The sequence below is a fragment of the Citrobacter sp. ANG330 genome, assembly GCF_047467925.1.
Lineage (GTDB): Bacteria > Pseudomonadota > Gammaproteobacteria > Enterobacterales > Enterobacteriaceae > Citrobacter_A > Citrobacter_A amalonaticus_G.
This window is the reverse complement of the sequence record NZ_JASJUI010000014.1, coordinates 62,980-88,853: the sequence shown is the minus strand read 5'-3', so window position 1 is coordinate 88,853 and position 25,874 is coordinate 62,980. Positions and strand designations below refer to the sequence as shown.

Below are 25,874 nucleotides of genomic sequence, written 5' to 3'. Positions count from 1 at the left end.
CGTTTACGACGCCATCCGGCAAAAGCGCTTACCTTAACGATAAGCGCCTTGCTGTTCAAGCCTTGAGCGATCAGGCGATACCCGTGGTGACCGTAAAACTCCGCGTTTGCTGTGGCAGCACCTCAAGTAATGTGCCGTTTCGCTGAGCGGCGAGAAAGCCTTCCGGTCGACAGGTCGCGGGGAGGGCAAATGCGGCGACCTGCTGATCGCCGTTATAGAGGATCCAGCGGGTGACATAGTTCAGTTCCGCACTGGTGAACCGGGTGACAAACGTGGTGCCATCCGGTGCGATCATGCGAAATTCAGGTTTATCCGTATACTGGTTAAGCATGTCAGCAAAGAAGACGATTTCTGGATCGTAGAAGTCGGGTTCACTGAGCGTTGCCAGCGACGCTTCGCCTTGTAAAATCCGTTGATTAAACGCCAGCCACTGTTCGGTGGGTTTAACATGCGCCGGGACCGATTCGCGAAGCCGCAGCGCCTCATCCGGGATATTCTGGCTGAAAGTGGCTTCCGGTACGTACGCATAGTTCATGTGGCACATGTACTGCAACGGCATCGCGACGGATGCGAGGTTAGTGACGGCCATCTGAATATCAAACAGCGCGCTCGCTTTACGCATCACCACCGCAGGCTGTGCCTGATAATGATGACCGAATCCCATCACATATTCATAGCGCCCGGTCACGCGCAGACTGTCACCGTCCAGTTCCAGCCAGGCCTCATCCATCGCCGCGCAGGCCATTTCACCGTGCAACGGGTGATCGTCTTCCGGTGAGGGACAACCGTTCGCCAGCAACCCGGAGTGAAAGGCAAAGCAGCCGTAAGTCGCGACCACTTCCGTTGCAGGTTTCGGCTGGCGGAACATGTTTCGCATGGTCAGATCATGGCCATCAAACCAGGCATCCCAGATCATCTGCCCCATCCAGGGCAGAATCACCAGATGACCACGGCTATTCTCAACCTTTAGCCCTTCAACACCGCTGGCATAACGAAAGGCGGTAACGGTGAAGTCGCCGTTCTGCAGCAGGGTTCGCGGATGTTCATTAAAGAGCTCCCGCCACAGCGCAATACGTGTTGTCATGATTGTTCTCCTCAGGATGCGGTCGCTTCAGCCAGGCTGCGCGCTTTGCTTTCGCGCCAGAAGTAAACCCCAACGTAAACGAAGCACAGCATGGACACCAGGAACGAGAGTTGCAGCGAATGGAACATATCCGCGACATAGCCCTGAATCGCGGGTACGACCGCAGCACCCACAATGGCCATTACAATCACCGCGCCCGCCATTTCAGTATGTTCGTTATCGACCGTATCCAGCGTACCGGCATAGATGGTCGCCCAGCAGGGGCCAAACAGGATGCTCACCAGTACCGCGACGTACACGGCGCTAAAGCTCGGCGCCAGTGAAACATAGGCAAGGAACAGCGCGCCAATAACGGAGTAGAGAATCAGCACCTTTTCCGGATTAAAGCGGGTCATCAGGATATTGGCGATAAACTTGCCGATAAAGAAGCAGGCGAAGCTGTAAACCATAAAGTTAGAGGCATCACGCTCGTTGATATCGCCCAGCTCCAGCGCCAGACGGATGGTGAATGACCAGACGGCAACCTGCATTCCCACGTACAGGAACTGCGCCACAATGCCGCGGCGGAAACGGGCATTGCTGGCCAGATAGCGCAGCGTATCCATCGCCGACGGGCGTTTATGGTTCGCCGTTTGCGCCACTTTACAGGTCGGGAAACGGGTCAGCAGGAACAGCACCATCACCACCACCAGAACCATAATCATGTACTTATACGGCTCCAGGGTATTTTCCAGCATCAGCACTTTAAAGTTATGGATCTGCTCAGCATTCATCCCCGCCATCTGTTTTTCCAGACTGTCGCCTTCAGAAAAGACCAGATATTTACCCAGCAAAATGCCGGACGCCGCGCCAATCGGATAGAAAGTCTGGCTGATATTGAGTCGCAATGTGGCATAGGCTTTTGGACCAATCATCGAACTGTAGGTGTTCGCTGCGGTTTCCAGGAAACTCAGGCCAATGGCAATCGCAAAAATAGCGGCGAGGAACATGGTATAGGTCGCCATGTGCGAGGCCGGGAAAAAGAGCGTACAGCCAACGATATACAGCGTCAGACCGATTAATATCGCCACTTTATAGCTGGTCTTCTTAATTACCAGAGATGCCGGAATCGCAATTAAAAAATAACCGCCATAAAAGGCGCTCTGTACTAATGCTGACGCAAAGTTACTGAGTGAAAATACGCTCTTAAATTGCGTAATCAGAATATCATTTAATGCGGCTGCGCATCCCCATAACGGGAATAAACAGGATAACAAAATAAACTGGAACAGAGGGGTCTTATTCAGATACCCATCGGGCATCTGAATGATGTTTTTATCGTTCATAGTGCTACCTTTTACAGTGCAGGAATATTATTCGTTTAGGGTAAGAAACTCATTAAATTGTTCGATGCTCGGATAAGAGGATTGAGTGCCTTTTCCGGTCACGCTAAACGCAGCGAACAGAGCGGCTTTTTTCATAGCGGCTTCGACATCGCCACCCTGGACATAGTAATGAGCAAAACAACCGATGAACGCATCGCCAGCGCCGCTGGTATCAACAGCATTGACGCGAAACGCCGGGACATGTACTTCCTGGTCGCGGGTCATCCACAGCGCACCTTTTTCACCCATGGTGACAATAATATTGTTTAACCCTTTATCCACGAGACTGCGGGCGGCGGTACGAATATGATCATACGACTCCACCGACATGCCGGTTAATATTTCCAGCTCGGTTTCATTCGGGACAAAGAAATCACATTTACATGCATAAGACATGTCTAATTCCCGTAATGCAGGGGCGGGATTTAACAGCACCTCAATGCCATGTTTTTTACCAAATTCAATCGCGTGGTAAACCGTCTCCAGTTGTACTTCCAGTTGCAGGACAATAAGCTTACATTTTTTTAAGTCTTCCGCGGCGCGATCGATATCTTCCGGAGAGAGGAATTTGTTCGCCCCTTTAATAATCAGAATGCTATTACTGGAGTTCGCATTCACAAAAATCGGTGCCACGCCGCTGCTGGTGCAGGGGACTTTTTCGACATAAGTGGTGTTGATGCCCCACGATTCGAGATTGCGAATGGTGTTATCCGCAAAGATATCGTCGCCGACTTTGGTCAGCATCAGCACTTTGGAATTGAGCTTCGCCGCCGCAACGGCCTGATTCGCACCTTTACCGCCACAGCCGATTTTGAACGCTGGCGCTTCCAGCGTTTCCCCTTCTTTGGGCATCTGGTTGGTATAGGTGATGAGATCCACCATGTTGGAGCCAATAACCGCGATATCCATTTTACTACCTCTCAGAAACAATCACACAACAATGATATTAAAATAACATTATCATGTTACTTCCGTATCATTTGTGACTACGATCGCGATTGGCAGATCATTTTGCTGTTTATTTATTAGGCGCAATGCGATTACCCTGCCATTCTGACTTTCCACAGATTGGTGACAATCAACTGAAAGTTAACTGTTTATAATCAAAAAAACGCGAACAAACGCGCTTTTCTTTACCAATCGTCAGACGTATAGTAATGCAGCAACGTCATGTTCCCACAGACACATAAATGTTACTGAAGGAACATACGCAAACAGAATCGTGGAGAAGGTGAATGGAAACAAAGCAAAAAGAACGTATTCGACGTCTGATGGAACTGTTGAAAAAAACGGATCGCATCCATCTGAAAGACGCGGCGCGTATGCTGGAGGTTTCCGTGATGACCATTCGCCGGGATCTCAGTCAGGATGACGAACCGTTACCCCTGACGCTGCTTGGCGGCTATATCGTTATGGTGAATAAACCTGCCGCACCCGCTCACGCCCCTCTGCCGGCGGTTAAAACCCATCATCGCGACGATTTACCTGTCGCCATCCTGGCTGCCGGTCTGGTGAGTGAACACGATCTGGTTTTTTTTGATAATGGCCCGGAAATGCCGTTAGTCATCAGCATGATACCGGACGATATTACCTTTACAGGCATTTGCTATTCGCACCGCGTATTTATCGCCCTGAACGAAAAGCCTAACGCCACTGCGATCCTTTGCGGAGGAACCTATCGCGCCAAGAGCGATGCCTTCTACGATGCGGCGAATCCCTCACCGCTGGACTCACTCAACCCGCGCAAAGTCTTCATCTCCGCCAGCGGCGTACACGAGCATTTCGGCGTCAGTTGGTTTAACCCTGACGACCTTGCCACCAAACGGAAGGCGATGGATCGTGGGCTGCGTAAAATTTTGCTGACGCGCCATGCCCTGTTTGATGAAGTCGCTCCTGCCAGCATCGGCCCGCTTTCCACCTTTGATGTGCTGATCAGTGACCGTCCGTTACCGGCAGATTATGCCACCCACTGCCGGAACGGTTCGGTCAAAGTGATCACCCCGGATTCAGACGGGGATTAACTACTCAAAGAACACGGCAATTTTGTTGAACATGGTGGGATCGGACTGATTACGCACCACTTTCGCCACATCTTCCAGCTTATCGATTTGGCTGATCATCTGTTCCAGACGCTGGTCGTCATTGACCAGTAGCCAGATACGACTCTGATCGCTGCCCTGAATCGGTAGACAAAGAATCCCTTCAACGTTAAAGGCACGACGGGCGAACAGCCCGCAGACATGCGTCATGACGCCAGGGTGGTTGCGGACGGTGAGTTCCAGAATAACGTTATCATGTGATTGTTTCTGCATGGCTTATTCTCCCACCATCTCTGTATTTGCCGCCCCTGGCGGTACCATTGGATACACTTTTTCTTCTGCATCAATACGGACATGGATCAGCGCCGGTCCCGGTCGGCTGATTATCTCCTGCAATGCCGCCTGCGGATCGACTTCGTTATTCAGATCGCAGGTCTGCAAGCCAAACCCGGCAGCAATCTGCATAAAGTTGATTGTCCCCGGATACGTCGCCGCAAAAACACCCTGCTTATAAAACAGGCTTTGCTGTTGATGCACCAGCCCCAGCGCTTCGTTATTCATCAGAATGATTTTCACATTGAGCTGGTTTTCGCTGGCGGTGGCCATTTCCTGAATGTTCATCATCAGGCTGCCGTCGCCGGAAAAGCACAGAACCGTCTTATCCGGATTGGCCAGCGCCGCACCGATGGCGGCTGGCAGACCGAATCCCATGGTGCCCAGGCCGCCGGAGGTCAGCCACTGGCGGGGACGATTCAGCGGATAAGCCTGCGCCGCCCACATCTGATGCTGACCGACGTCGGTGGTGATGATCGCGTTGTCATCCACACAGGCCGCCACGGCGTTAATCAGACCATAATGGCTGAGCGGGTCGCTTTCCTGTGGAATAGCGCACGGAAATTCACGTTGCAAATCGCGCACCAACTGGTGCCATTCTGCGCGTGGTTTCGCCTCAATTTGTGGAATCAGTTGCGCCAGGACCTCATCCACATCCGCCTGAATAGCGATATGCGGTTGCTTGATTTTGCCCAGCTCCGCGCGGTCAATATCGACATGAATAATTTTGGCGTTCGGACAGAACTGTTCCGTCTTGCCAATCGCCCGGTCATCAAAACGCGCCCCCAGAACCACCAGCAGATCGGATTCCTGCAGGATGAAGTTGGTGCTGCGCGCCCCGTGCATCCCCAACATACCTAACGACAGCGGATGCGCTTTCGGCAGCATGCCCAGCGCCATTAACGTCATGGTGGTGGGCAACTGCGCTTTTTCCGCCAGTTCACGCACGCGCCGCGGCGCGTTAATCACCCCGCCGCCGAGATACAGCACCGGACGCTGCGCGGCGTTAATCATCGCAGCGGCTTCGCGAATGCTCTCTGCGCTGAATTCCGGCGTCGCCATTTTCTCTGCTGGCTCTGGCATCTCGTCAATCTCGAACACGGCCGTCTGGATATCCTTAGGTACGTCTATCCACACCGGGCCAGGTCGCCCGGATTGAGCCAGGCGAAAGGCGTCGCTCATCACTTGCGGGAGTTCATCGATATGTCTGACCAGATAGTTATGTTTTGTGATGGGGATAGAGATACCGTAGGTGTCTACTTCCTGGAAGGCATCAGTGCCAATCATGGAGGCCGGAACCTGTCCGGTAATACAGACCATCGGAATAGAATCCAGACGCGCATCCGCAATGGCGGTCACCAGATTGGTCGCGCCAGGCCCGCTACAGGCCATGCATACCGCTGGTTTGCCGTCGGTTCGCGCCATCCCCTGCGCAATAAACCCCGCCCCCTGCTCGTGGCGCGCCAGAATATGGCGGATTTGCGTGCTCTGGCTTAAGGCGTCATAGACGGGAAGAATCGATCCGCCCGGAATGCCAGTAACAATCTTAATGCCCTGACGTTCCAGAAAATGAACAATAAATTCAGCGCCCGTAAAACGCGTCCGCTGAGAGGGTGATGTTGTGCCCGAACTTGCCATGCTCCAGTCCTTTTGTTCTGGGCCGACGCTCCGGGCAGGTCTCTTAAACGAAAAACCCCGCCCGGTTTGCGCCGGCGGGGTTTTGGAATCGTGTGTTGTTCCGGACCCTACGGCGCATTGCCGACGACCACCACCACACGCACGACGACCGCTGCGCGAGATGGCGCAGTGTTTAGTAGGGTCGCAGTCAGCATGGAAGGGTTCATTAGGGACCTTGTCTGTTTAATGATTAACAGGATTTATACAAGCACAGCTTTCATAAGCTGACAACGGAAAAATTTTCATCTGCGTAAAAATGGGCCGACGATCACGTTTCGCTAATAAAAAGTCCTGAAAACAAAAAACCCCGCCGGAGCGAGGTTTTTTCAGCGGATGCGGTTGGTAGCCGCAAAGCACACTGTGTTATGTCAACAGCAAAAGTATACGCGTTCTGCGAAGAACACGCAATTTCGACACGGATTTTGACGCTTTTGAGTATGGATCAGAAGTTTGGATTCGTCCACAAATACCTGTTCATTCATACAGTGTTTATTTATAATATCCCGTACGCAGTGTGTAAGGTGGGGCCGCATCGTAAACCGGCGCAACAAAGTCCTGGCTGAAACGGGTGGTGCCGTCAGCGCCTTAACCCCCCCGGTGAGCACACTGTGTTATGTCAACAAAGGTGCTGATCACAGGCGGCGGAAAGGCACGTCAGCACCGTGCTCCTTTGCCAAAAGGAGACGCGTATGAGCCTCGTGGATATCGCTATTCTTATCCTGAAACTCATTGTTGCAGCCATGCAACTGCTTGATGCTGTTCTGAAATACCTGAAGTAATTCAGATTCAAGTCGCACCAAAGGGGAGCGGGCAACCGCTCCCCTTTTACATCGCTGATGCTTGTGAAGCGATGATATGTTACGGTTTTATGACACTCCCTGATGACGCCTGAACCATGACCCTTTCCGTTTTCTGCATTTTGCTGTTCGCCGCACTGCTGCACGCCAGCTGGAACGCCATTGTGAAAGCCGGAAACGATAAGCTGTACGCCGCGATTAGCGTCAGCGGTTCCGCCGCTATCATGGCGCTCCTGTGTTTGCCCTTTGCGCCACAACCGTCCACTGCCAGCATCCCGTTTTTAGCCGCCTCGACCGCTTTACAGGTGATTTACACCGTACTGGTCGCCAAAACCTATACCGTTTCGGATATGAGTCAGACCTATCCGCTGATGCGCGGCACAGCGCCACTGCTGGTCGCTATTATCAGCGTCCTGTTTCTTGGCGACAGCTTATCCGCCCTCGCCTGGACCGGCATCGCGGTGATCTGCACTGCCATTCTTGCGATGGCCTTTAACGGCCGCACCCGCTCGCAACAAGGGATTGTACTCGCGCTGATTAACGCCTGTTTCATTGCCGGATACACCCTGGTCGACGGCACTGGCGTCAGGCTGTCGGAAACCGCGCTGGGATACACACTCTGGACCTTCTTTCTGAACGGTTCCTGCCTGTTAGGATGGGCGATGATAGCCCGTCGCCGGGAAGCATTCCGCTATCTGACGCAGCACTGGAAGAAGGGGATTTTTGGCGGCATTGCCACAATGGGTTCTTACGGACTGGCGCTCTGGGCGATGACCCTCGCGCCGCTGGCGGTGGTCGCTGCTCTGCGTGAAACTTCAATCCTGTTCGGCGCGCTGATTGCCTGGCTGCTGCTGAAAGAGCGGGTGGCTGGGTTGCGCCTCGTGGCGGCCGGTGGGATTGCGGCAGGTGCCATTTTGTTACGTTTGTCCTGAAAACTCTCGGCAACATTTGTTGCCGCTTTTTGTTTACATATCCTGCCGTCCTCCCCCTTTTTCATTACCGCTCTCCATCTGGCCTTCTTTTTTTAGTGTGGTAGATTTCACTCGCATTTATGGGAATGCGTAGCACCTTATTCTTATTTTTTCTCTTTTTGAAAAGTATTCAGCGAAATGAAAAGGCATAGAAACGTCAATTTGTTGTTGATGTTGGTATTACTTGTGGCTGTAGGTCAGATGGCGCAAACCATTTATATCCCTGCCATTGCCGATATGGCACGCGAGCTAAACGTTCGCGAAGGGGCCGTACAAAGCGTGATGGCAGCGTATTTGCTGACCTATGGCGTATCGCAACTGTTTTATGGCCCGCTGTCTGACCGCGTAGGACGTCGACCGGTGATCCTGGTTGGCATGTCAATTTTCATGCTCGCCACGCTGGTCGCCATTACGACTCACAGCCTGACGGTGCTGATCGCCGCCAGTGCGTTGCAGGGAATGGGAACCGGCGTCGGCGGGGTGATGGCTCGAACCTTGCCGCGTGATTTGTACGAAGGGACGCAACTGCGCCACGCCAACAGCATGCTGAATATGGGCATTCTGGTCAGTCCGCTACTGGCACCGCTGATTGGTGGGTTGCTCGATACGATGTGGAACTGGCGCGCCTGTTACGTTTTCCTGCTTGTGCTCTGTGCAGGCGTGACCTTCAGTATGGCGCGCTGGATGCCGGAAACGCGTCCTGCCGGTGCGCCGCGCACACGGCTGATTGCTAACTATAAAACCTTGTTTGGTCACAGCGCGTTTAACTGCTATCTGCTGATGTTAATTGGCGGACTGGCAGGGATCGCGGTGTTCGAAGCCTGTTCCGGCGTGCTGATGGGCGCGGTATTAGGCTTGAACAGCATGGTGGTGAGCATCCTGTTCATTCTGCCAATCCCGGCGGCGTTTTTCGGCGCATGGTTTGCCGGTCGCCCGAATAAACGCTTCGCCACGCTGATGTGGCAGTCGGTAGTGAGTTGCCTGCTGGCAGGTCTGCTGATGTGGATCCCCGGCTGGTTTGGCGTGATGAACGTCTGGTCGCTGCTGATCCCCGCCGCGCTGTTCTTCTTCGGCGCCGGGATGCTGTTCCCGCTGGCGACCAGCGGCGCAATGGAGCCGTTCCCGTTTCTCGCCGGTACGGCGGGCGCGCTGGTGGGCGGTCTGCAAAACATCGGCTCCGGCGTGCTGGCGTGGCTCTCCGCCATGCTGCCGCAAACCGGGCAGGGCAGCCTCGGCCTGTTGATGACGCTTATGGGGTTGCTGATTTTACTGTGCTGGCTACCGCTGGCGGCGCGTTTTTCACACCAGGGGCAGGCGATTTAATGACCGCGTGGCCGGACGTTTCGCAGTCCGGCGCAAGCATCGCCAGTAACAGCGGCTCGAGCGCGGGCCGCCACGCCCCCTCTTCCCCATCGTAGAACTGCGTATCAGCGTTGATCGCGTAGGGAATTTTCGCCTTCTTCAGCTCACAGGCCATGAATGTGGCAAAGGCGAGTTGTGAAGAGGACGGTGGATTCTTGCTGGTTTCTCCCGTGGCCCAACCGCCAACCCAACTGACATGCCCGCTTTTCTGCTGCCAGTGCACGGCAGTCGTGATGCGTGCGCGAATCGCGGCTTTCTCTGACTCGGTGCCCGACGTCCAGGGGTATTTACCGTTATTTTTCACCGGTCCCCACGGGAAGATATGCCATTCCGCCAGGACATAGCTCTGGCTCTGCGGCGGCAGTTTCAGGTTCGTCAGATCTTCCGGTGCGGCACGTAGACGCGGCGCGACAAAAATCATTCGTTGCGGATCGATGGTATGGATAGTGCGGATAGTCTTTTCGTACACCCGATTCAGGGAGGCCAGATTATGATTCAGCTTACCGGCCGGTTCGTAGATCAGGTCGAATCCCAGTAACGGTGCGCTGTGGGCAAAATAGTGCGCCACCGCAACCCACCAGTTGGTCACCTCTTTTTCGTTGCTCGCGCTGGGGTCGTTTTTATACTCGTCCGCCTGATAGGCGATAATCGGGATAACGCCATACTGCTCGCAAGCTTCCACCAGCTTGCGCAGATGGATAAGCCGCGCCTCGGTAGGTTCTCCGGCCACCCGAATGCGCACATGAGCGATCCCTTTGGCATTAAAATCACGCACCACCAGCGGGTCAAACTCGCGGATACCCTGTTCGGTGCGCGCCCAGTCAACGTCCATTCCCACACCGAGTTGCTGCGCGTAATGGGCCGCCGTCAGCGACGGTTGCGCCGCCCCAAGCGTGAAACTGGCAAACACAAAGAGCGACACAAGCAGTTTGATCACGATGACCCTCAGCAATGTTGCAGGCGCGATATCACGTATTTAGCACGCTTTTTGAGTTAGCGTGTAGCAGTTTCGCTTACGGTAAATGACTTCGCCTGCTCATGCAGCCAGTTGATAAAGGCCTCAATTTTCGGCCATTGTCTGCCCGGTAACGTCGTTATGTAGTAATGCTGATGGCAGGTCAACGCCATCTCACCAAAAGGCGCGACCAGCTCACCGCTGTCCAGTCGCTTTTGAACCAGACGTCTGCGTCCCATCGCCACACCAATATGGTTCATGGCGGCAATCACCGCTAAATCGGAACGATCAAAGCCAATTCCCGACGATGTTGGCAAATTCACTGAAAAATGTTGCGCCCAGCTGTGCCATTCATCGGTTCCCGAATCATTGCTCCAGGCCTGACGGTCATGCAGCAGCGTGCAGTGCGGCAAATTCACCAGCGAGCCCATTAAATCAAACCGGCGGGCATAATCCGGGCTACAGACAGGCAGGATCGCTTCATCCATTAAGAAGTGATGTTCCAGTTGGGCCGACGGCGCATCGTCAAAGTAGAGCGCCAGATCGACCCCGGCGCGCTGCAAATTCACGTTGTCGTTGCCGGTTAATATCGTGAGCGAAATAGACGGATAGCGTCGGGTAAAGTCACCCAGCGCGGGCACCAGCCAGCACTGAGCAATGGACGGGCGAGAGTAGACGGTCAACGTCCCGGAAAGCTCCTGATTTTTGATATCGAGAATTTCCTGGTTCAGCGTATCCAGCGACGATTTCAGCGCCCAGAACACCCGCTTGCCTTCGTGGGTGAGTTCCACTTTTCGGTGAGAACGTACGAAAAGCTGGATCCCCAGTTCCTCTTCCAGTTGGTTAATACGATGGCTGACAGCGCTGGGACTGAGCGATAACTCATCTGCGGCCATCGCAAACGACTGATGCCGTGCCGCCACTTCGAACGTGTAGAGTTTAGAGAGCTGCCAGCCGTTCAGAAGGTGGTTTCGGACTTCGCGAAGGGGTTCCATGGGGCCTCGATGATGTCGTCTTCTATTGCGTCGAAGTGTAAGAATATTTGCAGAAAAAATCAGCAGAAAGATGAATGAGAGTGAACCATATCGCAAAATAACGCGAATAGTCGACGTAAATCACCTCTTTGGTTCAATCTGATTCATGTGAGCGAGGATTTATATCGTTTGTCAGCCCACGCCGAATTTTTGTCCAATAGGGACAGGTAAATCACAGGGCAAGGTGAGATATGCACTCTCAAATCTGGGTTGTGAGCACGCTGCTAATTAGCATTGTGTTAATTGTACTGACCATCGTGAAATTCAAATTCCACCCATTCCTGGCACTGCTGCTCGCCAGTTTCTTTGTGGGTGCCATGATGGGCATGGGACCGCTGGATATGGTCAATGCCATCGAAAGCGGGATCGGCGGCACGCTGGGCTTCCTCGCCGCGGTCATCGGTCTGGGGACGATTCTCGGCAAAATGATGGAGGTTTCCGGCGCCGCCGAACGGATCGGCTTAACGCTACAACGCTGCCGTTGGCTCTCCGCCGACGTTATTATGGTGCTGGTGGGGCTGATTTGTGGGATCACGTTGTTTGTGGAAGTCGGCGTGGTGCTGTTAATTCCGCTGGCGTTCTCAATTGCAAAAAAAACCAATACCTCGCTGCTGAAACTGGCCATCCCGTTGTGTACCGCGCTGATGGCCGTTCACTGCGTCGTACCGCCACACCCGGCCGCACTGTTTGTCGCGAATAAACTGGGTGCGGATATTGGTTCGGTCATCGTCTACGGCCTGCTGGTTGGCCTGATGGCGTCACTGATCGGCGGCCCGCTGTTCCTGAAATTTCTCGGCAATCGCCTGCCGTTCAAACCGGTTCCTGCGGAGTTTGCCGACCTCAAAGTGCGTGAGGAAAGCACGCTGCCGTCGCTGGGCGCAACGCTGTTTACCGTCCTGCTGCCGATTGGTTTGATGCTGGTGAAAACCGTTGCTGAACTGAACATGACCAAAGGCAGCACGCTGTACACCCTGCTGGAATTTATCGGCAACCCGATCACCGCCATGTTTATCGCCGTCTTCGTGGCGTATTACATTCTCGGTTTACGCCAGCACATCGGCATGAGCGCGCTACTCACCCATACCGAAAACGGCTTTGGCTCTATCGCCAATATCCTGCTGATTATCGGGGCGGGCGGAGCGTTCAACGCCATCCTCAAAAGCAGCGGTCTGGCCGATACGCTGGCGGTGATCCTTTCCAACATGGATATGCACCCCATTCTGCTGGCCTGGCTGGTGGCGCTAATTCTGCACGCGGCGGTGGGTTCTGCCACGGTGGCGATGATGGGCGCCACGGCGATTGTTGCGCCGATGCTGCCGCTTTATCCCAACGTCAGCCCGGAGATCATCGCCATTGCCATCGGTTCCGGCGCCATTGGCTGCACCATCGTCACCGATTCCCTTTTCTGGCTGGTTAAGCAGTACTGCGGCGCCACCCTGAATGAGACATTCAAATACTATACGACCGCGACATTTATCGCCTCGGTCATTGCACTGGCTTGCACATTCCTGCTTTCCTTTATCATCTAAGCGCAAAGAGACGTCCTATGGAAAACATTCAAAAGCTTATCGCCCAGTATCCTTTGGTGGAGGATCTGGTGGCTCTGCGAGAAACAACCTGGTTTAATCCAGGAACCACCTCTCTTGCGGAAGGGTTACCTTATGTCGGTCTGACCGAGCACGATGTGAAGGGCGCACACGCCCGCCTGGCGCGCTTTGCGCCGTATCTGGCCAAAGCCTTCCCGGAAACCGCCGCGACCGGCGGAATCATTGAATCTGAAGTTGTTGCCATTCCAGCCATGCAACAGCGTCTGGAAAAACAGTACGGACAGAAAATCAGTGGGGAAATCCTGCTGAAAAAAGACAGCCATCTGCCCATTTCCGGCTCAATTAAGGCGCGCGGCGGCATTTATGAAGTGCTGACGCACGCCGAAAAACTGGCGAAGGAAGCCGGTATGCTAGCCCCCGAAGAGGATTACAGCGTTCTGCTTTCACCGGAGTTCAAAGACTTCTTTAGCCAGTACAGCATCGCGGTGGGTTCAACTGGCAACCTGGGGCTATCTATCGGCATTATGAGCGCACGTATTGGCTTTAACGTCACGGTACATATGTCTGCTGATGCCCGAGCGTGGAAGAAAGCCAAATTGCGCAGCCACGGCGTCACGGTTGTTGAATACGAAGAAGATTATGGCGTAGCCGTTGAGCAGGGCCGCAAAGCGGCGGAGTCCGATCCGAACTGCTTCTTTATCGACGATGAAAACTCCCGCACGCTGTTTTTAGGCTATGCAGTTGCGGGCCAGCGTCTGAAAGCGCAATTCGAGAAACAAGGCCGCGTGGTGGATGCCGATCACCCGCTGTTTGTTTATCTGCCATGCGGTGTGGGTGGTGGCCCCGGCGGGGTAGCGTTTGGTCTGAAACTGGCCTTTGGCGATAACGTGCACTGCTTCTTCGCTGAACCGACCCATTCCCCGTGCATGTTGCTGGGCGTATATACCGGGCTGCACGATGCGATCTCCGTGCAGGAAATCGGTATCGACAACCTGACGGCGGCAGATGGCCTGGCAGTAGGACGGGCATCGGGCTTTGTCGGCAGAGCGATGGAACGCCTGCTTGATGGGTTATATACCCTCAGCGATCGGTCGATGTACGACATGCTGGGCTGGCTGGCGCAGGAGGAAAATATTCGCCTGGAACCGTCAGCGCTGGCGGGAATGGCCGGGCCGCAGCGCGTCTGCGCATCGCCTGATTATTTGCAGATGCAGGGCATTAGCGCTGAACAGCTCAATAATGCAACGCACCTGGTCTGGGCGACAGGCGGCGGCATGGTGCCAGAAGCAGAAATGGCGCAATATCTGGCGAAAGGGCGCTAACGCCCTGGGCGCAGCATCGCCATCAGCTCTGCCGGTGAGCGATACTGCCTGATCAGATCGCGCATTACACGCATGTGCGGCGCGGTATAGTGGATAAATTCACGGTATCCGTCGCACAACACGCTTTTCCCACTCTCATCCCGATGTTTTGGACAGTCGCCATGACAAAAGCGCAGCAGCGAACAGGACTGACACTCTGCACTTAACGTTGACCTTTTCAACGCCCCAAACGCTTGCGCCTGCGGACTGGCATTGAGCGCCTTCAGCGAAGTGTGAAGAATGTTGCCCAGCCGGTACTGCGGATAGACATAATGATCGCACTGATACAAATCACCATTGGCCTCCAGCGCGAAGGCGTGGCCACAGTCCTGACTTAACGAACACATTTGCGACGGGTAACCGCACCATACGCCCAGCGTCGAATCAAAGAGCTGAATGTACACGCGACCGATATCTTCCCGCACCCAGATATCGAACACAGCGTTGAGAAACTGTCCCCACGCCTGCGGCTCGACCGATTCCGCCGTCAGCCTGCCATGCTCATCCCATTCGACAAGCGGAATAAACTGTAAGAAAGGCGTCCCAAGCTGGCGAAGATGGTGATACATCCGCTCCGGCTGACTGCTGTTAAGACGATTCACCACTACCAACAGGTTGAACTCCACCTGATGCTCAACCAGTTTTTGTATTGCATTCATCACTTTATGGTGTGAGGGGTTCCCACTCCGGCTAACCCGGTACGCATCGTGCAAATCGGCAGGACCGTCCAGTGAGAGTCCCACCAGCCAGTTATTATCGTGCAGAAAGCGGCACCATGCGTCATTGAGCAAAATGCCGTTGGTCTGAAAAGCGTTCTGGATTTGCTTTCCTGCACCAAACTGTTTTTGCAATTCCACCACGCGATGAAAAAAATCCAGACCGCAGAGCGTCGGTTCTCCCCCCTGCCAGGCAAACTGAACGTCCGGTCCTGGTTGTGCGGCAATATGCTGCTGAATAAACGCCGCTAACGTCGCGTCGTCCATCACCGGGTGGGCGGGTTTATCGATGTAAAAGCAGTAACGACAATCCAGGTTACAACGTGAACTGGCCGGCTTGGCCATGACCTGACACCCTGTCATGCTAAATTTCCGATAAAGAGGATAAGTTGGTGAATGTGCGTTACAGCAAACAGTATTGCGAGAGATAACACCGCGAGGGAGATCATAAATTTGTCACGAACCACGCGAGATTGGGAATAATCGAGAAGCGAGACATCCATCAGATTACGCTGGCGCGTATAGCGCCAGAGGATCACAACCACGATAGCCAGCACCGCGATAGAGACCCAGAACAAGAATCCCGCCTGATGCCAGTGATGTTTTATCGCCAGCGCCATCAGCGCACAATAACCCAGCAACGTGCGAAACCAGGCCAGCGATGTGCGCTCTGGTTGCAAACCAGGATCGGCCATGCGACGGGCCTTACGGCTATCCGGCATACAGCACCAGCGCCATGACCACAATCGCCACAATGGTCAATATCAGACTGATGATCAGCAGGCTTCGGGTGTAAGGTAAATCTTCCTTCAGTCGCATCGCCTTTTCATTGCGCAACCAGCGCAGATAACCGTAAATCGCCAGGCCACCCGCGAATAAACAGAGTAACAGCGCCAACAGCTCGCGGATAACCGGCGTGGCGAAATCTGGCGCCAGTTGATCAAGCCCAACGCCCGCGGCCAGAAAACCCAGCGCGGTGCGGATCCACGCCAGAAAGGTACGCTCGTTTGCCAGCGAGAAGCGGTAATCCGGGGCTTCTCCGAGGCGGGAAATCTTCATTTAACCCCCTACTCAATGCGCAGAATGTGCATGAAATAACCTCAATACTACCTGAGAGCCCGGATGATTAGCATGAATAAACTCCGCAAATCAGCTCGACGCATGTCGCGTTTGCGAAACCTGTTTCATTTGTTCCGTAGTCAACCTGTAGAAGCATTTGGCGATTAACGCACAGCACAGATAACAAAGTCCCGGCGCAACCGTAAACAAGGTGATGATGGTCTTCAACGTTTCCGGCGACTGCGCATCAGCTCCCGCCTGATAGCCCCCCATAGCGAGCATCCAACCGATAATTGCACCACCTACCGCCAGCCCCATTTTCAGCACAAACAACGTCCCCGCGAAGCTAATTCCCGTCAGGCGTTTACCACTGACCATTTCGCCGTAATCTACCGTATCCGCCATCATGACCCACTTTATCGGCGTCATAATCTGATGCAGAACACCAATGATAAAAATCAGGCAAAACATCACCACCATTCTGTCCATTGGCACAAAATACATCGCAAAACTCATTATCATCAGAACAATATTACAGAAAATAAACACCGCCACTTTACAAAAGCGAACGCTTAGCGGTTTTGCTATCGCGCTACCGACAATATTGCCGACACAATATGTGGAGAGAAATATCGAAAATACTTTGGGTGATTCCATAATCAAGGTGACGTAATACATCATCACCCCACCACGTACCGAAGTTCCGATGATAGTGAAGACGGTCAGAACACTGACCACTCGCCACTGATCGTTTTTCCAGATATCTTTTAAATCACCCAACATGCCTTTAAAACCAGCGTTAATGGGGGGTGAAACAATGCGCTCTTTGGTGGTAAAAAAACAAAAGTAGAACATCAACACAGCAATAATAGAGAGCAGTGTAATACTGATCTGAAAACCCAGTTTTTTATCCCCTCCACCCAGCCAGTCCACCATATTCATCATTAATGCGGTGGACAACATGCCGCCTGCCGTTGCAAGCACAAACCGCCACGACTGCAAAGACATGCGCTGCTGTGAATCGCTGGTGATTACCCCACCCAGTGCACAATAAGGAATATTAACGATCGTGTACATCAACGTTAGTGCGATATAAGTGAGTGTGGCATAAATCATTTTTCCATATAGCGATAAATCCGGAACCGTATAGGTAAGAACACAACTAATACCAAAAGGAATGGACGCCCACAGCAGCCACGGGCGAAATTTCCCCCAGCGCGTACGGGTACGGTCTGCAAGCAATCCCATACAAGGGTCAGATATTGCATCAAGTATTCGCGTCACTAAAAACATGCTGCCAATAAACGCCGCAGGCAAACCAGCAATATCAGTATAAAAGAACATGAGATAAAGCATGACATTATCAAAGACAATATGGCTTGCCGCATCCCCAAGGCCGTAGCCAACCTTTTCCCTGACACTCAAAATTTGACTATTCATATTAATCCAGATGGTTGCAAGAGTGAGTTTGCATAATAGATTTAATAGCAACTCGCTCTACATTATGATTTTTTGCTTAATGATTATGTTTATTTTCATATGTGATAGATCTCACAACTTCCCACTCCAGACTCAAACACACTCTATTTCGAAAAGTATGAACGAATAAAATATATTCACTGAAAATATCAATCTCAATAACCAGGGATGGCAAATCTTCCGTCATCCGCTTCACGCCACTTTATCGGCGTTCCCATAAAGGAATGATTATGCAAGATATGACTACCCGTGTTGTGATTAACCCTTTCAATCAGAACCTACTTTCCGCACAAGTTACGGTAACGGCAGATCTGCCGATGAAATATCGTTATACCGTAAAAGGAAAAACCCTCGACAGCAGTTTTATATATTCAACAAATGAATATATATTAAATCCGACTATCCCTGTTATTGGTCTGTATGCGAATACGTCCAACACCATTAGCATTGAATGTCTCTTTAATGACGGTTCAAACCAAACTGTCAATGTTACTGCGGATACCACAGGACAGGATTACGGTGTCATCCCACTGAATGTGACTTTCGCGATCAACGATGAACGTATTGCACAGGAAACGCTTTATCAGGGTTGGCTTGTCACCTGTTTTTACACCGCCTATGATAAAAATGGCGATCTGAGAATGGCATTTACCAATGCCTGGGATAACAATAACCTAAAGAGTGACGGCCACTCTATCTACCCTGGCTTTGACATTTTCCCCACGGCGGGAGAAAACTATGCCCAGACACTGAGGCAAATGAATCTTCTGGGCGAAACTCGCCAGTCCTATTCTGTTCCGGCAGGTTACGGTTTTCATCACGATATAACTTTCGGACCGGATGGCAACATGTTCTGTCTGGTCACGCTACTGGAAAACCCCACGGCACAACAACGTCAGCAGTCCACAATCTATAAATATGATGTGAATAATGGCAACATTATCTGGTCACGTGACTACTCGGAATACTTTGATAATCAGGATGTGTGTATTGATGCTCAACCCAACGATGCGCACTTTAACTCGCTGGAATACAGCACGCATCTCAAGCAACTCATTTTGAATAATCGCTCTACCAGTACGATTTATGGACTGAATATGGAGAGCGGCGATATTGAGTGGACTATTGATAATCCGATGAATTCACTTGTTGCAGCAACGGTAAATCTAAAACCGTTGCCAGGCTTTGCCTATCCCAATGGAGAGCATGCCGTCTTCCCCACCACCAACCCAAAATATGCCGACTTTCTGACGGAAAATCGTCTCGCCATTACGCTTTTCAATAACAAAGCGGCACTCTTTGATGATGGGAGTGAAAATAATAAAAAAATGGAAGACCCCATTCCGGACGAATATTATGAAGCACCTTTTGACTCCCAAAGTCTGGTATATGGTATTGATTTAAACAACCAAACCGTAGAGCTTCTCGATACATTTACCATTCCGGGAAAACGCAGCAATATAACCTCTGAAATTCATGAAATCGGGAATTACTATAGCATCATGTATGGTGTTGGTAGTCAGTTTTTTATTATCGATACCAATAATAAAGTCGCCGTGGAATGTGATGCAGTTTATCCGGCAGTAACCTATCGTGGTCGGATATTCACCTTTGAAGAATTACGGCGTTTGATCTGATATCTACCGACATTTGCATCTCAGAGATAATGAACTGAATAAAATCGCACAGGAGAAAAAATGAAAGCGATAATGGTAATGTATGACTCATTAAACAGGCATTGCTTAGCCCCTTATAATTCCGCCTGGACTCACACCCCTCATTTTTCCCGTCTGGCGGAAAAATGCGTTGTCTTTGATAAAAGCTATGTAGGAAGTCTACCTTGCATGCCTGCCAGACGAGAATTACACACGGGTCGCTACAACTTTCTCCATCGTAGTTGGGGGCCTCTGGAACCCTTTGACGACTCCTGCTTTGAAATCATGAAAAAAAATGGCGTTCACAGCCATTTAATCAGTGACCATTACCACTACTGGGAAGATGGCGGCTGTACTTACCATAACCGCTATGCGTCATGGGAAATCGTCAGAGGTCAGGAGGGCGATCGCTGGGAGCCTGATTTAATTAAGCGTGAATTCCCGCCACACCTTGGCCAAATGATGTCGCAGGATTTGGCTAACCGCGAAAAAATCCTGCAACAGGATAAATTTCCCATTGAGAAAACCTTCGATCTTGGCCTGGAATTCATTGAGAAATATCACACTGAGGATAACTGGTTCCTGCAAATTGAAACGTTCGATCCCCACGAGCCTTTTTTCCATCGTCGGCAAAAAGAGAAAGCGGCTGGGCCTCTTTTTGACTGGCCGAACTATGCGCAGGTGTCCGATGAGGAACGCCCATGGGTGGATAATCTTCGTCAGGAATATAGCGGTTTGCTGGATATGTGCGATGCGGGTCTTGGCCGCGTGCTCGACATGATGGACAAATACGATCTCTGGCAAGATACCCTGCTGATCGTCAACACTGACCACGGCTATTTACTCAGTGAACATGACTGGTGGGCAAAAGCCAACGATGCCAACTTTTATGAGGAGGTCTCCCATACACCGCTGTTTATTTACGACCCACGGAGTAAAAAAACCGGCAGGAATCGCCAGTTAGTGCAGACCATCGATTTAGCCCCGACACTGTTAGATTTTTTTGATCAGGCTATCCCACCGGACATGCAGGGGAAACCATTAGGAGAAACCATTGCCCATGATACCCCTGTACGCAAAACAGCGTTGTTTGGTGTCTACGGCGCGCAGGTCAGTTGCACTGACGGCACCTGGGTTTATACGCATGCGCCGACGCGCGAAAATCGTCCGTTGAATCACTACACGTTGATGCCCACGCATATGCGCCATCCTTTTACCCCGCAGGAACTCCAGCATACAGAAATGGTGGAATCGTTCAGTTTCACCAAAGGATGTCGGTTGATGAAGATTGCTGACATCGGTCTCGGTATGGTGCCTTTAACGCATCACTGGCAGAGCGTGCTGTTCAACGTGACTGACGATCCCCGGCAAACCACGCCACAGCAAAACCCTGAAGTTATCGCACGGCTAAAACGGGAAATTGTGCGCCTGATGGCAGAAAATGATGCGCCATCAGAGCAATACGAGCGCCTGGGTCTGGAAAAACCAAACGTCGAAGAAGCGATGTAGACAGTCATAATGGAGTCTTGAACGCCTTTGACCGGCAACCTGATGGATGCCGGTCAAAGGAAGCTGACCTATCCTAATCCCCAGAAAATCACCGCCAGCAACTGTGGCGTAATAATGCGCAGGAACATCACCAACGGATATACCGTCGCATACGACAGTGCCGCCGCGCCGCTGGTGGCATGCAGGTTGTTAGCAAACGCCAGCGCGGGCGGATCGGTCATCGAACCGGCCAACATCCCGCACAGCGTCAGGTAGTTCATTTTGGCAAATATACGCGCCAGTAAACCGACGGTGATAAGCGGGATAGCCGTAATAAAAATACCGTAGCCCACCCAGCTCAGACCATCACCCCGGGTCAGTGTATCGATAAAATCACCACCCGATTTCAGTCCTACCACCGCAAGGAACAGCACAATCCCCAGTTCACGCAGCGCCAGGTTGGCACTCGGTGGCATAAACCAGTACAGCTTACCAATGCTGCCAATACGCCCCAGAATCAGTGCCATAATCAGTGGTCCGCCCGCCAGGCCCAGCTTTAGCGCCACCGGGAAGCCAGGAACAAACAGCGGAATTGACCCAAGCAGCACGCCAAGACCGATACCAATAAACACCGGCAACATCTGCACCTGCTGCAGTTTTTGCTGGGCATTACCCACAACATTGGCAACGGCATCAATCGAGGCGGGTCGTCCTACCAGATTAAGGATGTCACCAAATTGCAGACTGGCATCGCTACTGGCCACCAGCTCGACGCCCGCACGGTTCAGTCGAGAAATCACCACGTCGTAACGCTCTTTAAAGTGCAAATCACGAATACGTTTACCGAGCACTTTTTCGTTGGTTACCACGACACGTTCAACACGCAAATCGGTTCCGCGAGTCGACAGCGAGGTATCCACTTCCTGGCCTATCACCAGTCGCGCGTTATGCAGATCGCCCGGCTGCCCGACCAGGTGCAGCAGGTCACCCAACTGAATGACGGTTCCCGGCGACGGCACCATCAGTGTCTCTTCACGCTTCAGGCGCGAGCAGATGATTTTGTCGCTATTGAGGATGGGCACATCCTGAATCGCCATATTATTGAGGTTGGGGTTCTCAACGCGGATGTTGATGGTCTGAATCAGCGAATGCCCGTTGGTGAGCGTCGATTCATGCTGTTGCGCTTCCGCTTCCACATTGACACGAAATATCATGCGCATCAGCCACATGGTCAGCAAAATACCGCAAATCCCAAACGGATAGGCCATCGCATAGCTCATCCCCATCTGGTCCACCAAATCCATTGGCGTCCCCAGATCGCGCAGAATTTGTTGTCCGGCCCCCAGAGCCGGGGTATTGGTGACCGCACCGGAGAATATCCCCAGCACCACTGGCAGCGGAATGGCAAAGACTTTATGCAGGATAGCGGTAACCAGGCCGCCCATGATGACGATCAGAATCGCAAACAGATTAAGGCGCAGGCCAGAAACCCGTAACGAGGCAAAGAACCCCGGTCCCACCTGAATCCCAATGGTGTAGACGAACAGAATCAGGCCAAATTCCTGGATGAAGTGCAGCATATCACCGCTCAGCGTCACTCCTGCCTGATCGACAAAGTGACCGACGATAATACCGCCGAACAATACGCCGCCGATGCCAAAGCCGACACCCCGCACCTTGACATTGCCGATCCATAATCCGACAACCGCCACCAACGCCAGAACGCTGACCGTCAATGCTATATCACTCATTTTTTATTCCCTGTGAATAACATTTCTATTTAAGTGGATTATGACTGAACCGTTCAGGCATAGATGCAGGGTGGCGCACATTCTGATGCTGAAACGACGCTAATGCGCCCTTATGACAGGCGTTTCTTGCCCTTTTTCTTCATTGCAATCTGAAGCTGCTGAATGCTTTCTTCAGGTAAGGGTAATGCTTCCCCGGAGCCGCTATTGTTTTCACGCACAAAAAAGCCCCGTCATTTCTGGCGGGGCAAAGGCAAGGAGCTAAATTAGCTATTTAATGCGGGACGTTCGCTGATGGCGATACGTTGCGGGGCAACGGCTTCCGGGACATTACGGGTTAAATCGATATGTAACAACCCGTTGGTAAATGTCGCGCCGGAAACCTCCATATTTTCAGCCAGGGTAAAGCTCAGGCTGAACGACTGAGTGACCAGCCCCTGATGCAACCATTTGGTCTCTTTTTCAGGCTGCTGCGGCGTGCCTTTCACGGTCAGGCGGGTGCCTTCGAGCTGAATGTCCAGATCTTCCTGACGGAAACCGGCCAGCGCAAGGGTTATGCGGTAGTGGTTATCGTCGCTTTTTTCAATGTTATAGGGCGGGAAGCTATGGCTTTCGGCCGTGTTTTGTAACGCGTTGGCCAGTTTGTCAAAACCGATCCATTGACGCAGCAGTGGGGATAAATCGTAGTTACGCATAATCATTCTCCTTCTAAGAAGCGAGTTTTCACTAAACCCTGCAACGCGAATGGTGTAGGGCATAGTCGTACCTGCAAATCCGTAGATTCGCATCGGCCCCCTGACGGCGAGCCTGGGATAACAGGCCGCGCAGCGCGGCCCGACAGAATTAATTGATTTCGATACGGCGCGGTTTGTTTGCTTCCGGAATGACGCGCTCAAGATCGATATACAGCAGGCCATTGACCAGGTTCGCGCCACGAACATGGATGTTCTCAGCCAACTGGAACTTACGTTCAAAGTTGCGTTCCGCAATGCCCTGGTATAGGTAAGTCCGTTCTTTTTGCTCGTCCGCATGCGCACCTTTCACCACCAGCAGGTTGTCCTGTGCGGTAATTTCCAGTTCGCTTTCCGCGAAACCGGCAACGGCGATAGCAATGCGATAGTGATTTTCGTCTACCAGCTCAACGTTATACGGAGGGTAACCGCCATTACTCTGGCTCTGGTTGTTTTCCAGCAGGTTAAACAGGCGGTCGAAACCAATAGCAGAACGGTACAGCGGGGATAAATCAAAGTTACGCATAATCAATAGCTCCTGAAATCAGCGAGAAGATAAATGACCTTCCATCATGGACAGGTCCGGTAGCCAGAACACCCATCAGGCGTGCTCTTCATTCGTCTACATCATCAAAATGGGTCTGTTTACGAACTTTTCAAGCAGTCCAGGCTGACTTTTTTTTGCAGTTTGCTGTCTATTGCATAGACTGGGTGGGATAGCACTAAACGTTAAAGTGCGATAACCGCCACAGTGCGACGTGATGAGGATGTTATTTCTGGCAAGGGATCGCTATAACTCATCATGCAAACACCGATGATCAACAGATGAATAAATCATGATAAGAAATGTGTTGTTAACGCTGATGATGTGCAGTGGGATGGTTTTACTGAGTGGTTGCTCCAGCGTAATGTCACATACCGGTGGTAAAGAGGGAACTTATCCTGGCACCCGTGCCAGCGCCACGATGATAGGTGACGATGAGACAAACTGGGGGACCAAATCGCTGGCCATACTGGATATGCCCTTTACCGCAGTAATGGACACGATCCTGTTACCGTGGGATCTGTTCCGCAAAGACAATTCTGTCCGATCGCGGGTCGAAAGAAGCGAGGAGAGAACACAGATAACCAACTCCGTGATCCCTCCTGCAAAAATGTCTGCCCCCTGATTACCACCCGGTTTCTGTCATCCACAACTGACGGAAACCGTCTACCTCTTCCATCCACGCCACAAACCGACCATCAGGCGAGAAAACCACAGCATCCGCAGAGGGCGGGGTGCCGTGATTCTGTGTTAAAAAGGTGATATCTCCGGTACGCGCATCGCAACAGGCAATGCGGTTATCCAGCACAAATCCCAGCCATTTCCCTGACGGATGCCAGTTAAACGCGGACTGTATTCCCGTGGCGTGACGAGTCAACTGCCGGGGAGCCCCGCCCTGTGGCGAAATTAGCCACAGCTGCACGACACCCACCTCATCGCGCATCAGGAAAGCAATCTCTGTCGCCTGCGGATTACTGCGCACCCAGTGACGCGGAACCGTTGCCAGCCCGGGAAAGCGACGAGCATGGGTAAATGTCAGACGGCGCTGAACAACACCCCGCGGCGGCGCGGGCAGCGTGGAATCCGTACCTTCGAGAGGGGCATCTCCTGGCGTTTTCCAGCCTGCTTCATCCTGCGGGAGTTCAACCAGAAACAGTTCAGGCACTTTCTCGCCGTTTTCCGACAGCGTGTCGCCGATAAACGCCAGCGCATGATTTCCCACCCAGCCCTCTTCATAAGCGCGAGATATTTCATCGCTACCTGGCGTGGGTTTGGGCGTCGTCTGGCTAACCAGCACGCACCAGTGGCTGCCGCTGTATTCTCGTGGATGCTGCGCGGTTACCGTCACCGGCCCGTAAGGCACCGCGACACCCACATTGCGCAAATCCAGCGCCAGATTGCGTTCATGCATCACATGGTCGTTGTAAGTAAAACTCACAAACTCGCCATTCGGGCTGAAAACATGGACATGGCTGCCGCCACGCAGTGCGCCTGGCGTGTAAGGTGAAGTGACATCCATCGCGTCCAGATTCGTCACTTTCCCCTGTTCGGCAATCACGCCGCGACGATGATGAAAATCGTATTGCCACGTCGCATCCGGATTTTCAGGCCCATGAATAAATACGTATTTTTCCGCCTGTGGATGAACGGTCACCACCCCGATATGCGCCCCCTGCGATGCGTGATAAATCACCTCCAGCTCACCGGTATGGATATTCACCCGTTCAATGGTTTCGCCGGTGAAAGATGCCCCTGACGGACGAACGTCAAACACCAACCAGTGACTGTCCGGTGTCCAGGTCCGGGTATTGGTAAGCTGATGATGACGCGGCGTAAAGGTGATTTGCTTCATAGGTGGCTCAGGTCAGGGACAATTTCATCAATCATACTTCACAAGGACTTCACTTTCAGGCTTTAGCGTAGTGCCATC

The 25,874-nt window shown here is 52.3% G+C and carries 25 protein-coding genes and 1 other annotated feature; of the genes, 9 read left to right on the top strand and 16 right to left on the bottom strand.

What is annotated here, in order from left to right:
* Positions 1-70: 70 nt before the first annotated feature.
* Genes QNN88_RS21600 through rbsK form a run of 3 tightly spaced genes read right to left on the bottom strand, consistent with a single transcriptional unit; the run spans position 71 to position 3,357 of the window.
* Positions 71-1,084 (bottom strand): aldose 1-epimerase family protein, encoded by a 1,014-nt coding sequence (locus QNN88_RS21600; RefSeq protein WP_414241987.1) that lies wholly within the window; start codon positions 1,082-1,084, stop codon positions 71-73.
* Between the two features lie 11 nt (positions 1,085-1,095).
* The gene (gene fucP, locus QNN88_RS21595) at positions 1,096-2,409 is read right to left on the bottom strand and encodes an L-fucose:H+ symporter permease (protein ID WP_414241986.1); all 1,314 of its coding nucleotides are present in this window, start codon (positions 2,407-2,409) and stop codon (positions 1,096-1,098) included.
* A gap of 27 nt (positions 2,410-2,436) precedes the next feature.
* The gene (gene rbsK / locus QNN88_RS21590; RefSeq protein WP_414241985.1) at positions 2,437-3,357 is read right to left on the bottom strand and encodes a ribokinase; all 921 of its coding nucleotides are present in this window, start codon (positions 3,355-3,357) and stop codon (positions 2,437-2,439) included.
* Between the two features lie 326 nt (positions 3,358-3,683).
* Here rbsK and QNN88_RS21585 point away from each other — a divergent pair, with 326 nt between their 5' ends.
* Positions 3,684-4,469, top strand: a complete 786-nt coding sequence (locus QNN88_RS21585; protein ID WP_414241984.1) for a DeoR family transcriptional regulator — start codon at positions 3,684-3,686, stop codon at positions 4,467-4,469.
* On the opposite strand, the gene ilvN is transcribed toward QNN88_RS21585, so the two are convergent.
* The 3 genes from ilvN to ivbL form a co-directional block, all read right to left on the bottom strand.
* Positions 4,470-4,760, bottom strand: a complete 291-nt coding sequence (gene ilvN / locus QNN88_RS21580; RefSeq protein ID WP_001171826.1) for an acetolactate synthase small subunit — start codon at positions 4,758-4,760, stop codon at positions 4,470-4,472. It lies immediately after the preceding gene.
* Between the two features lie 3 nt (positions 4,761-4,763).
* The gene (ilvB, locus tag QNN88_RS21575) at positions 4,764-6,458 is read right to left on the bottom strand and encodes an acetolactate synthase large subunit (RefSeq protein ID WP_414241983.1); all 1,695 of its coding nucleotides are present in this window, start codon (positions 6,456-6,458) and stop codon (positions 4,764-4,766) included.
* 107 nt (positions 6,459-6,565) lie between these two features.
* Positions 6,566-6,664: an ilvB operon leader peptide IvbL gene (gene ivbL, locus QNN88_RS21570; protein ID WP_042998711.1), complete on the bottom strand. Its 99-nt coding sequence runs from the start codon at positions 6,662-6,664 to the stop codon at positions 6,566-6,568.
* A gap of 522 nt (positions 6,665-7,186) precedes the next feature.
* On the opposite strand from ivbL, the gene tisB reads away from it, so the two are divergent.
* The 3 genes from tisB to emrD all read left to right on the top strand — a co-directional run bounded on the left by tisB (position 7,187) and on the right by emrD (position 9,588).
* The gene (gene tisB / locus QNN88_RS21565; RefSeq protein WP_042323479.1) at positions 7,187-7,276 is read left to right on the top strand and encodes a type I toxin-antitoxin system toxin TisB; all 90 of its coding nucleotides are present in this window, start codon (positions 7,187-7,189) and stop codon (positions 7,274-7,276) included.
* 116 nt (positions 7,277-7,392) lie between these two features.
* Positions 7,393-8,226, top strand: a complete 834-nt coding sequence (locus tag QNN88_RS21560) for an EamA family transporter (RefSeq protein ID WP_414241982.1) — start codon at positions 7,393-7,395, stop codon at positions 8,224-8,226.
* Between the two features lie 177 nt (positions 8,227-8,403).
* Positions 8,404-9,588: a multidrug efflux MFS transporter EmrD gene (emrD, locus tag QNN88_RS21555; RefSeq protein WP_414241981.1), complete on the top strand. Its 1,185-nt coding sequence runs from the start codon at positions 8,404-8,406 to the stop codon at positions 9,586-9,588.
* Here emrD and QNN88_RS21550 read toward each other — a convergent pair.
* Together QNN88_RS21550 and dsdC are read right to left on the bottom strand one after the other, a co-directional pair.
* Positions 9,515-10,564 carry a cellulase family glycosylhydrolase gene (locus QNN88_RS21550; protein WP_414241980.1) on the bottom strand — a complete coding sequence of 350 codons (1,050 nt, stop codon included), beginning with the start codon at positions 10,562-10,564 and terminating at the stop codon, positions 9,515-9,517. The two genes, emrD and QNN88_RS21550, sit on opposite strands and share 74 nt — an antisense overlap.
* A gap of 56 nt (positions 10,565-10,620) precedes the next feature.
* Complete coding sequence (gene dsdC / locus QNN88_RS21545; RefSeq protein WP_414241979.1) at positions 10,621-11,577, bottom strand: DNA-binding transcriptional regulator DsdC; 957 nt, start codon at positions 11,575-11,577, stop codon at positions 10,621-10,623.
* A gap of 230 nt (positions 11,578-11,807) precedes the next feature.
* Here dsdC and dsdX point away from each other — a divergent pair, with 230 nt between their 5' ends.
* Together dsdX and dsdA are read left to right on the top strand one after the other, a co-directional pair.
* Positions 11,808-13,145 (top strand): D-serine transporter DsdX, encoded by a 1,338-nt coding sequence (dsdX, locus tag QNN88_RS21540; RefSeq protein ID WP_061075839.1) that lies wholly within the window; start codon positions 11,808-11,810, stop codon positions 13,143-13,145.
* A 17-nt stretch (positions 13,146-13,162) separates the two neighbouring features.
* Complete coding sequence (dsdA, locus tag QNN88_RS21535) at positions 13,163-14,485, top strand: D-serine ammonia-lyase (protein WP_414241978.1); 1,323 nt, start codon at positions 13,163-13,165, stop codon at positions 14,483-14,485.
* Here the strand turns inward: dsdA and QNN88_RS21530 are convergent.
* The 4 genes from QNN88_RS21530 to QNN88_RS21515 all read right to left on the bottom strand — a co-directional run bounded on the left by QNN88_RS21530 (position 14,482) and on the right by QNN88_RS21515 (position 17,739).
* Positions 14,482-15,603 (bottom strand): anaerobic sulfatase maturase, encoded by a 1,122-nt coding sequence (locus tag QNN88_RS21530; protein WP_414241977.1) that lies wholly within the window; start codon positions 15,601-15,603, stop codon positions 14,482-14,484. The genes dsdA and QNN88_RS21530 overlap by 4 nt on opposite strands.
* Positions 15,600-15,962 carry a DUF202 domain-containing protein gene (locus QNN88_RS21525; RefSeq protein WP_414241976.1) on the bottom strand — a complete coding sequence of 121 codons (363 nt, stop codon included), beginning with the start codon at positions 15,960-15,962 and terminating at the stop codon, positions 15,600-15,602. The genes QNN88_RS21530 and QNN88_RS21525 overlap by 4 nt, the downstream gene beginning before the upstream one ends.
* On the bottom strand, positions 15,952-16,299 hold the full coding sequence (locus QNN88_RS21520) for a YidH family protein (protein WP_042998720.1): 348 nt from the start codon (positions 16,297-16,299) through the stop codon (positions 15,952-15,954). Before QNN88_RS21520 ends, QNN88_RS21525 begins: the two co-directional genes overlap by 11 nt.
* A 90-nt stretch (positions 16,300-16,389) precedes the next feature.
* Positions 16,390-17,739, bottom strand: coding sequence for a glycoside-pentoside-hexuronide (GPH):cation symporter (locus tag QNN88_RS21515; RefSeq protein ID WP_414241975.1), 1,350 nt, complete (start codon positions 17,737-17,739; stop codon positions 16,390-16,392).
* A 269-nt stretch (positions 17,740-18,008) separates the two neighbouring features.
* Between QNN88_RS21515 and QNN88_RS21510 the strand changes: the two genes are divergently transcribed.
* Complete coding sequence (locus tag QNN88_RS21510) at positions 18,009-19,415, top strand: aryl-sulfate sulfotransferase (protein WP_414241974.1); 1,407 nt, start codon at positions 18,009-18,011, stop codon at positions 19,413-19,415.
* A 60-nt stretch (positions 19,416-19,475) separates the two neighbouring features.
* On the top strand, positions 19,476-20,942 hold the full coding sequence (locus tag QNN88_RS21505) for a sulfatase (protein ID WP_414241973.1): 1,467 nt from the start codon (positions 19,476-19,478) through the stop codon (positions 20,940-20,942).
* 68 nt (positions 20,943-21,010) lie between these two features.
* Here the strand turns inward: QNN88_RS21505 and QNN88_RS21500 are convergent, their stop codons facing one another.
* From QNN88_RS21500 to ibpA, 3 genes are all read right to left on the bottom strand, one after another.
* The gene (locus QNN88_RS21500; protein WP_414241972.1) at positions 21,011-22,672 is read right to left on the bottom strand and encodes a putative transporter; all 1,662 of its coding nucleotides are present in this window, start codon (positions 22,670-22,672) and stop codon (positions 21,011-21,013) included.
* A gap of 263 nt (positions 22,673-22,935) precedes the next feature.
* On the bottom strand, positions 22,936-23,364 hold the full coding sequence (ibpB, locus tag QNN88_RS21495; RefSeq protein WP_414241971.1) for a small heat shock chaperone IbpB: 429 nt from the start codon (positions 23,362-23,364) through the stop codon (positions 22,936-22,938).
* Between the two features lie 148 nt (positions 23,365-23,512).
* Positions 23,513-23,926 carry a small heat shock chaperone IbpA gene (gene ibpA / locus QNN88_RS21490; protein ID WP_006687722.1) on the bottom strand — a complete coding sequence of 138 codons (414 nt, stop codon included), beginning with the start codon at positions 23,924-23,926 and terminating at the stop codon, positions 23,513-23,515.
* Positions 23,920-23,994: a sequence feature (ROSE (Repression Of Heat Shock gene Expression) occurs in the 5'-region of heat shock genes and acts as an RNA thermometer to modulate expression.), on the bottom strand. It overlaps the preceding gene by 7 nt.
* Before the next feature lie 242 nt (positions 23,995-24,236).
* Here ibpA and QNN88_RS21485 point away from each other — a divergent pair.
* Complete coding sequence (locus QNN88_RS21485) at positions 24,237-24,569, top strand: YceK/YidQ family lipoprotein (RefSeq protein WP_102603089.1); 333 nt, start codon at positions 24,237-24,239, stop codon at positions 24,567-24,569.
* Here the strand turns inward: QNN88_RS21485 and QNN88_RS21480 are convergent, their stop codons facing one another.
* Entirely contained in the window at positions 24,570-25,796 is a 1,227-nt protein-coding gene (locus QNN88_RS21480) for a DUF3748 domain-containing protein (RefSeq protein WP_414241970.1), read from the bottom strand.
* Positions 25,797-25,874 lie beyond the last annotated feature (78 nt).

What these genes read in the sequence shown, in the direction of transcription:
- dsdC (WP_414241979.1), bottom strand. Translation starts at nt 11,577, where the DNA reads ATGGAACCCCTTCGCGAAGTCCGAAACCACCTTCTGAACGGCTGGCAG.
- ibpB (WP_414241971.1), bottom strand. Translation starts at nt 23,364, where the DNA reads ATGCGTAACTACGATTTATCCCCACTGCTGCGTCAATGGATCGGTTTT.
- ilvN (WP_001171826.1), bottom strand. Translation starts at nt 4,760, where the DNA reads ATGCAGAAACAATCACATGATAACGTTATTCTGGAACTCACCGTCCGC.
- emrD (WP_414241981.1), top strand. Translation starts at nt 8,404, where the DNA reads ATGAAAAGGCATAGAAACGTCAATTTGTTGTTGATGTTGGTATTACTT.
- QNN88_RS21485 (WP_102603089.1), top strand. Translation starts at nt 24,237, where the DNA reads ATGATAAGAAATGTGTTGTTAACGCTGATGATGTGCAGTGGGATGGTT.
- dsdA (WP_414241978.1), top strand. Translation starts at nt 13,163, where the DNA reads ATGGAAAACATTCAAAAGCTTATCGCCCAGTATCCTTTGGTGGAGGAT.
- ibpA (WP_006687722.1), bottom strand. Translation starts at nt 23,926, where the DNA reads ATGCGTAACTTTGATTTATCCCCGCTGTACCGTTCTGCTATTGGTTTC.
- QNN88_RS21530 (WP_414241977.1), bottom strand. Translation starts at nt 15,603, where the DNA reads ATGACAGGGTGTCAGGTCATGGCCAAGCCGGCCAGTTCACGTTGTAAC.
- dsdX (WP_061075839.1), top strand. Translation starts at nt 11,808, where the DNA reads ATGCACTCTCAAATCTGGGTTGTGAGCACGCTGCTAATTAGCATTGTG.
- tisB (WP_042323479.1), top strand. Translation starts at nt 7,187, where the DNA reads ATGAGCCTCGTGGATATCGCTATTCTTATCCTGAAACTCATTGTTGCA.
- QNN88_RS21560 (WP_414241982.1), top strand. Translation starts at nt 7,393, where the DNA reads ATGACCCTTTCCGTTTTCTGCATTTTGCTGTTCGCCGCACTGCTGCAC.
- QNN88_RS21585 (WP_414241984.1), top strand. Translation starts at nt 3,684, where the DNA reads ATGGAAACAAAGCAAAAAGAACGTATTCGACGTCTGATGGAACTGTTG.
- QNN88_RS21505 (WP_414241973.1), top strand. Translation starts at nt 19,476, where the DNA reads ATGAAAGCGATAATGGTAATGTATGACTCATTAAACAGGCATTGCTTA.
- QNN88_RS21480 (WP_414241970.1), bottom strand. Translation starts at nt 25,796, where the DNA reads ATGAAGCAAATCACCTTTACGCCGCGTCATCATCAGCTTACCAATACC.
- fucP (WP_414241986.1), bottom strand. Translation starts at nt 2,409, where the DNA reads ATGAACGATAAAAACATCATTCAGATGCCCGATGGGTATCTGAATAAG.
- rbsK (WP_414241985.1), bottom strand. Translation starts at nt 3,357, where the DNA reads ATGGATATCGCGGTTATTGGCTCCAACATGGTGGATCTCATCACCTAT.
- QNN88_RS21500 (WP_414241972.1), bottom strand. Translation starts at nt 22,672, where the DNA reads ATGAGTGATATAGCATTGACGGTCAGCGTTCTGGCGTTGGTGGCGGTT.
- QNN88_RS21520 (WP_042998720.1), bottom strand. Translation starts at nt 16,299, where the DNA reads ATGAAGATTTCCCGCCTCGGAGAAGCCCCGGATTACCGCTTCTCGCTG.
- QNN88_RS21525 (WP_414241976.1), bottom strand. Translation starts at nt 15,962, where the DNA reads ATGCCGGATAGCCGTAAGGCCCGTCGCATGGCCGATCCTGGTTTGCAA.
- ilvB (WP_414241983.1), bottom strand. Translation starts at nt 6,458, where the DNA reads ATGGCAAGTTCGGGCACAACATCACCCTCTCAGCGGACGCGTTTTACG.
- QNN88_RS21600 (WP_414241987.1), bottom strand. Translation starts at nt 1,084, where the DNA reads ATGACAACACGTATTGCGCTGTGGCGGGAGCTCTTTAATGAACATCCG.
- QNN88_RS21510 (WP_414241974.1), top strand. Translation starts at nt 18,009, where the DNA reads ATGCAAGATATGACTACCCGTGTTGTGATTAACCCTTTCAATCAGAAC.
- ivbL (WP_042998711.1), bottom strand. Translation starts at nt 6,664, where the DNA reads ATGAACCCTTCCATGCTGACTGCGACCCTACTAAACACTGCGCCATCT.
- QNN88_RS21515 (WP_414241975.1), bottom strand. Translation starts at nt 17,739, where the DNA reads ATGAATAGTCAAATTTTGAGTGTCAGGGAAAAGGTTGGCTACGGCCTT.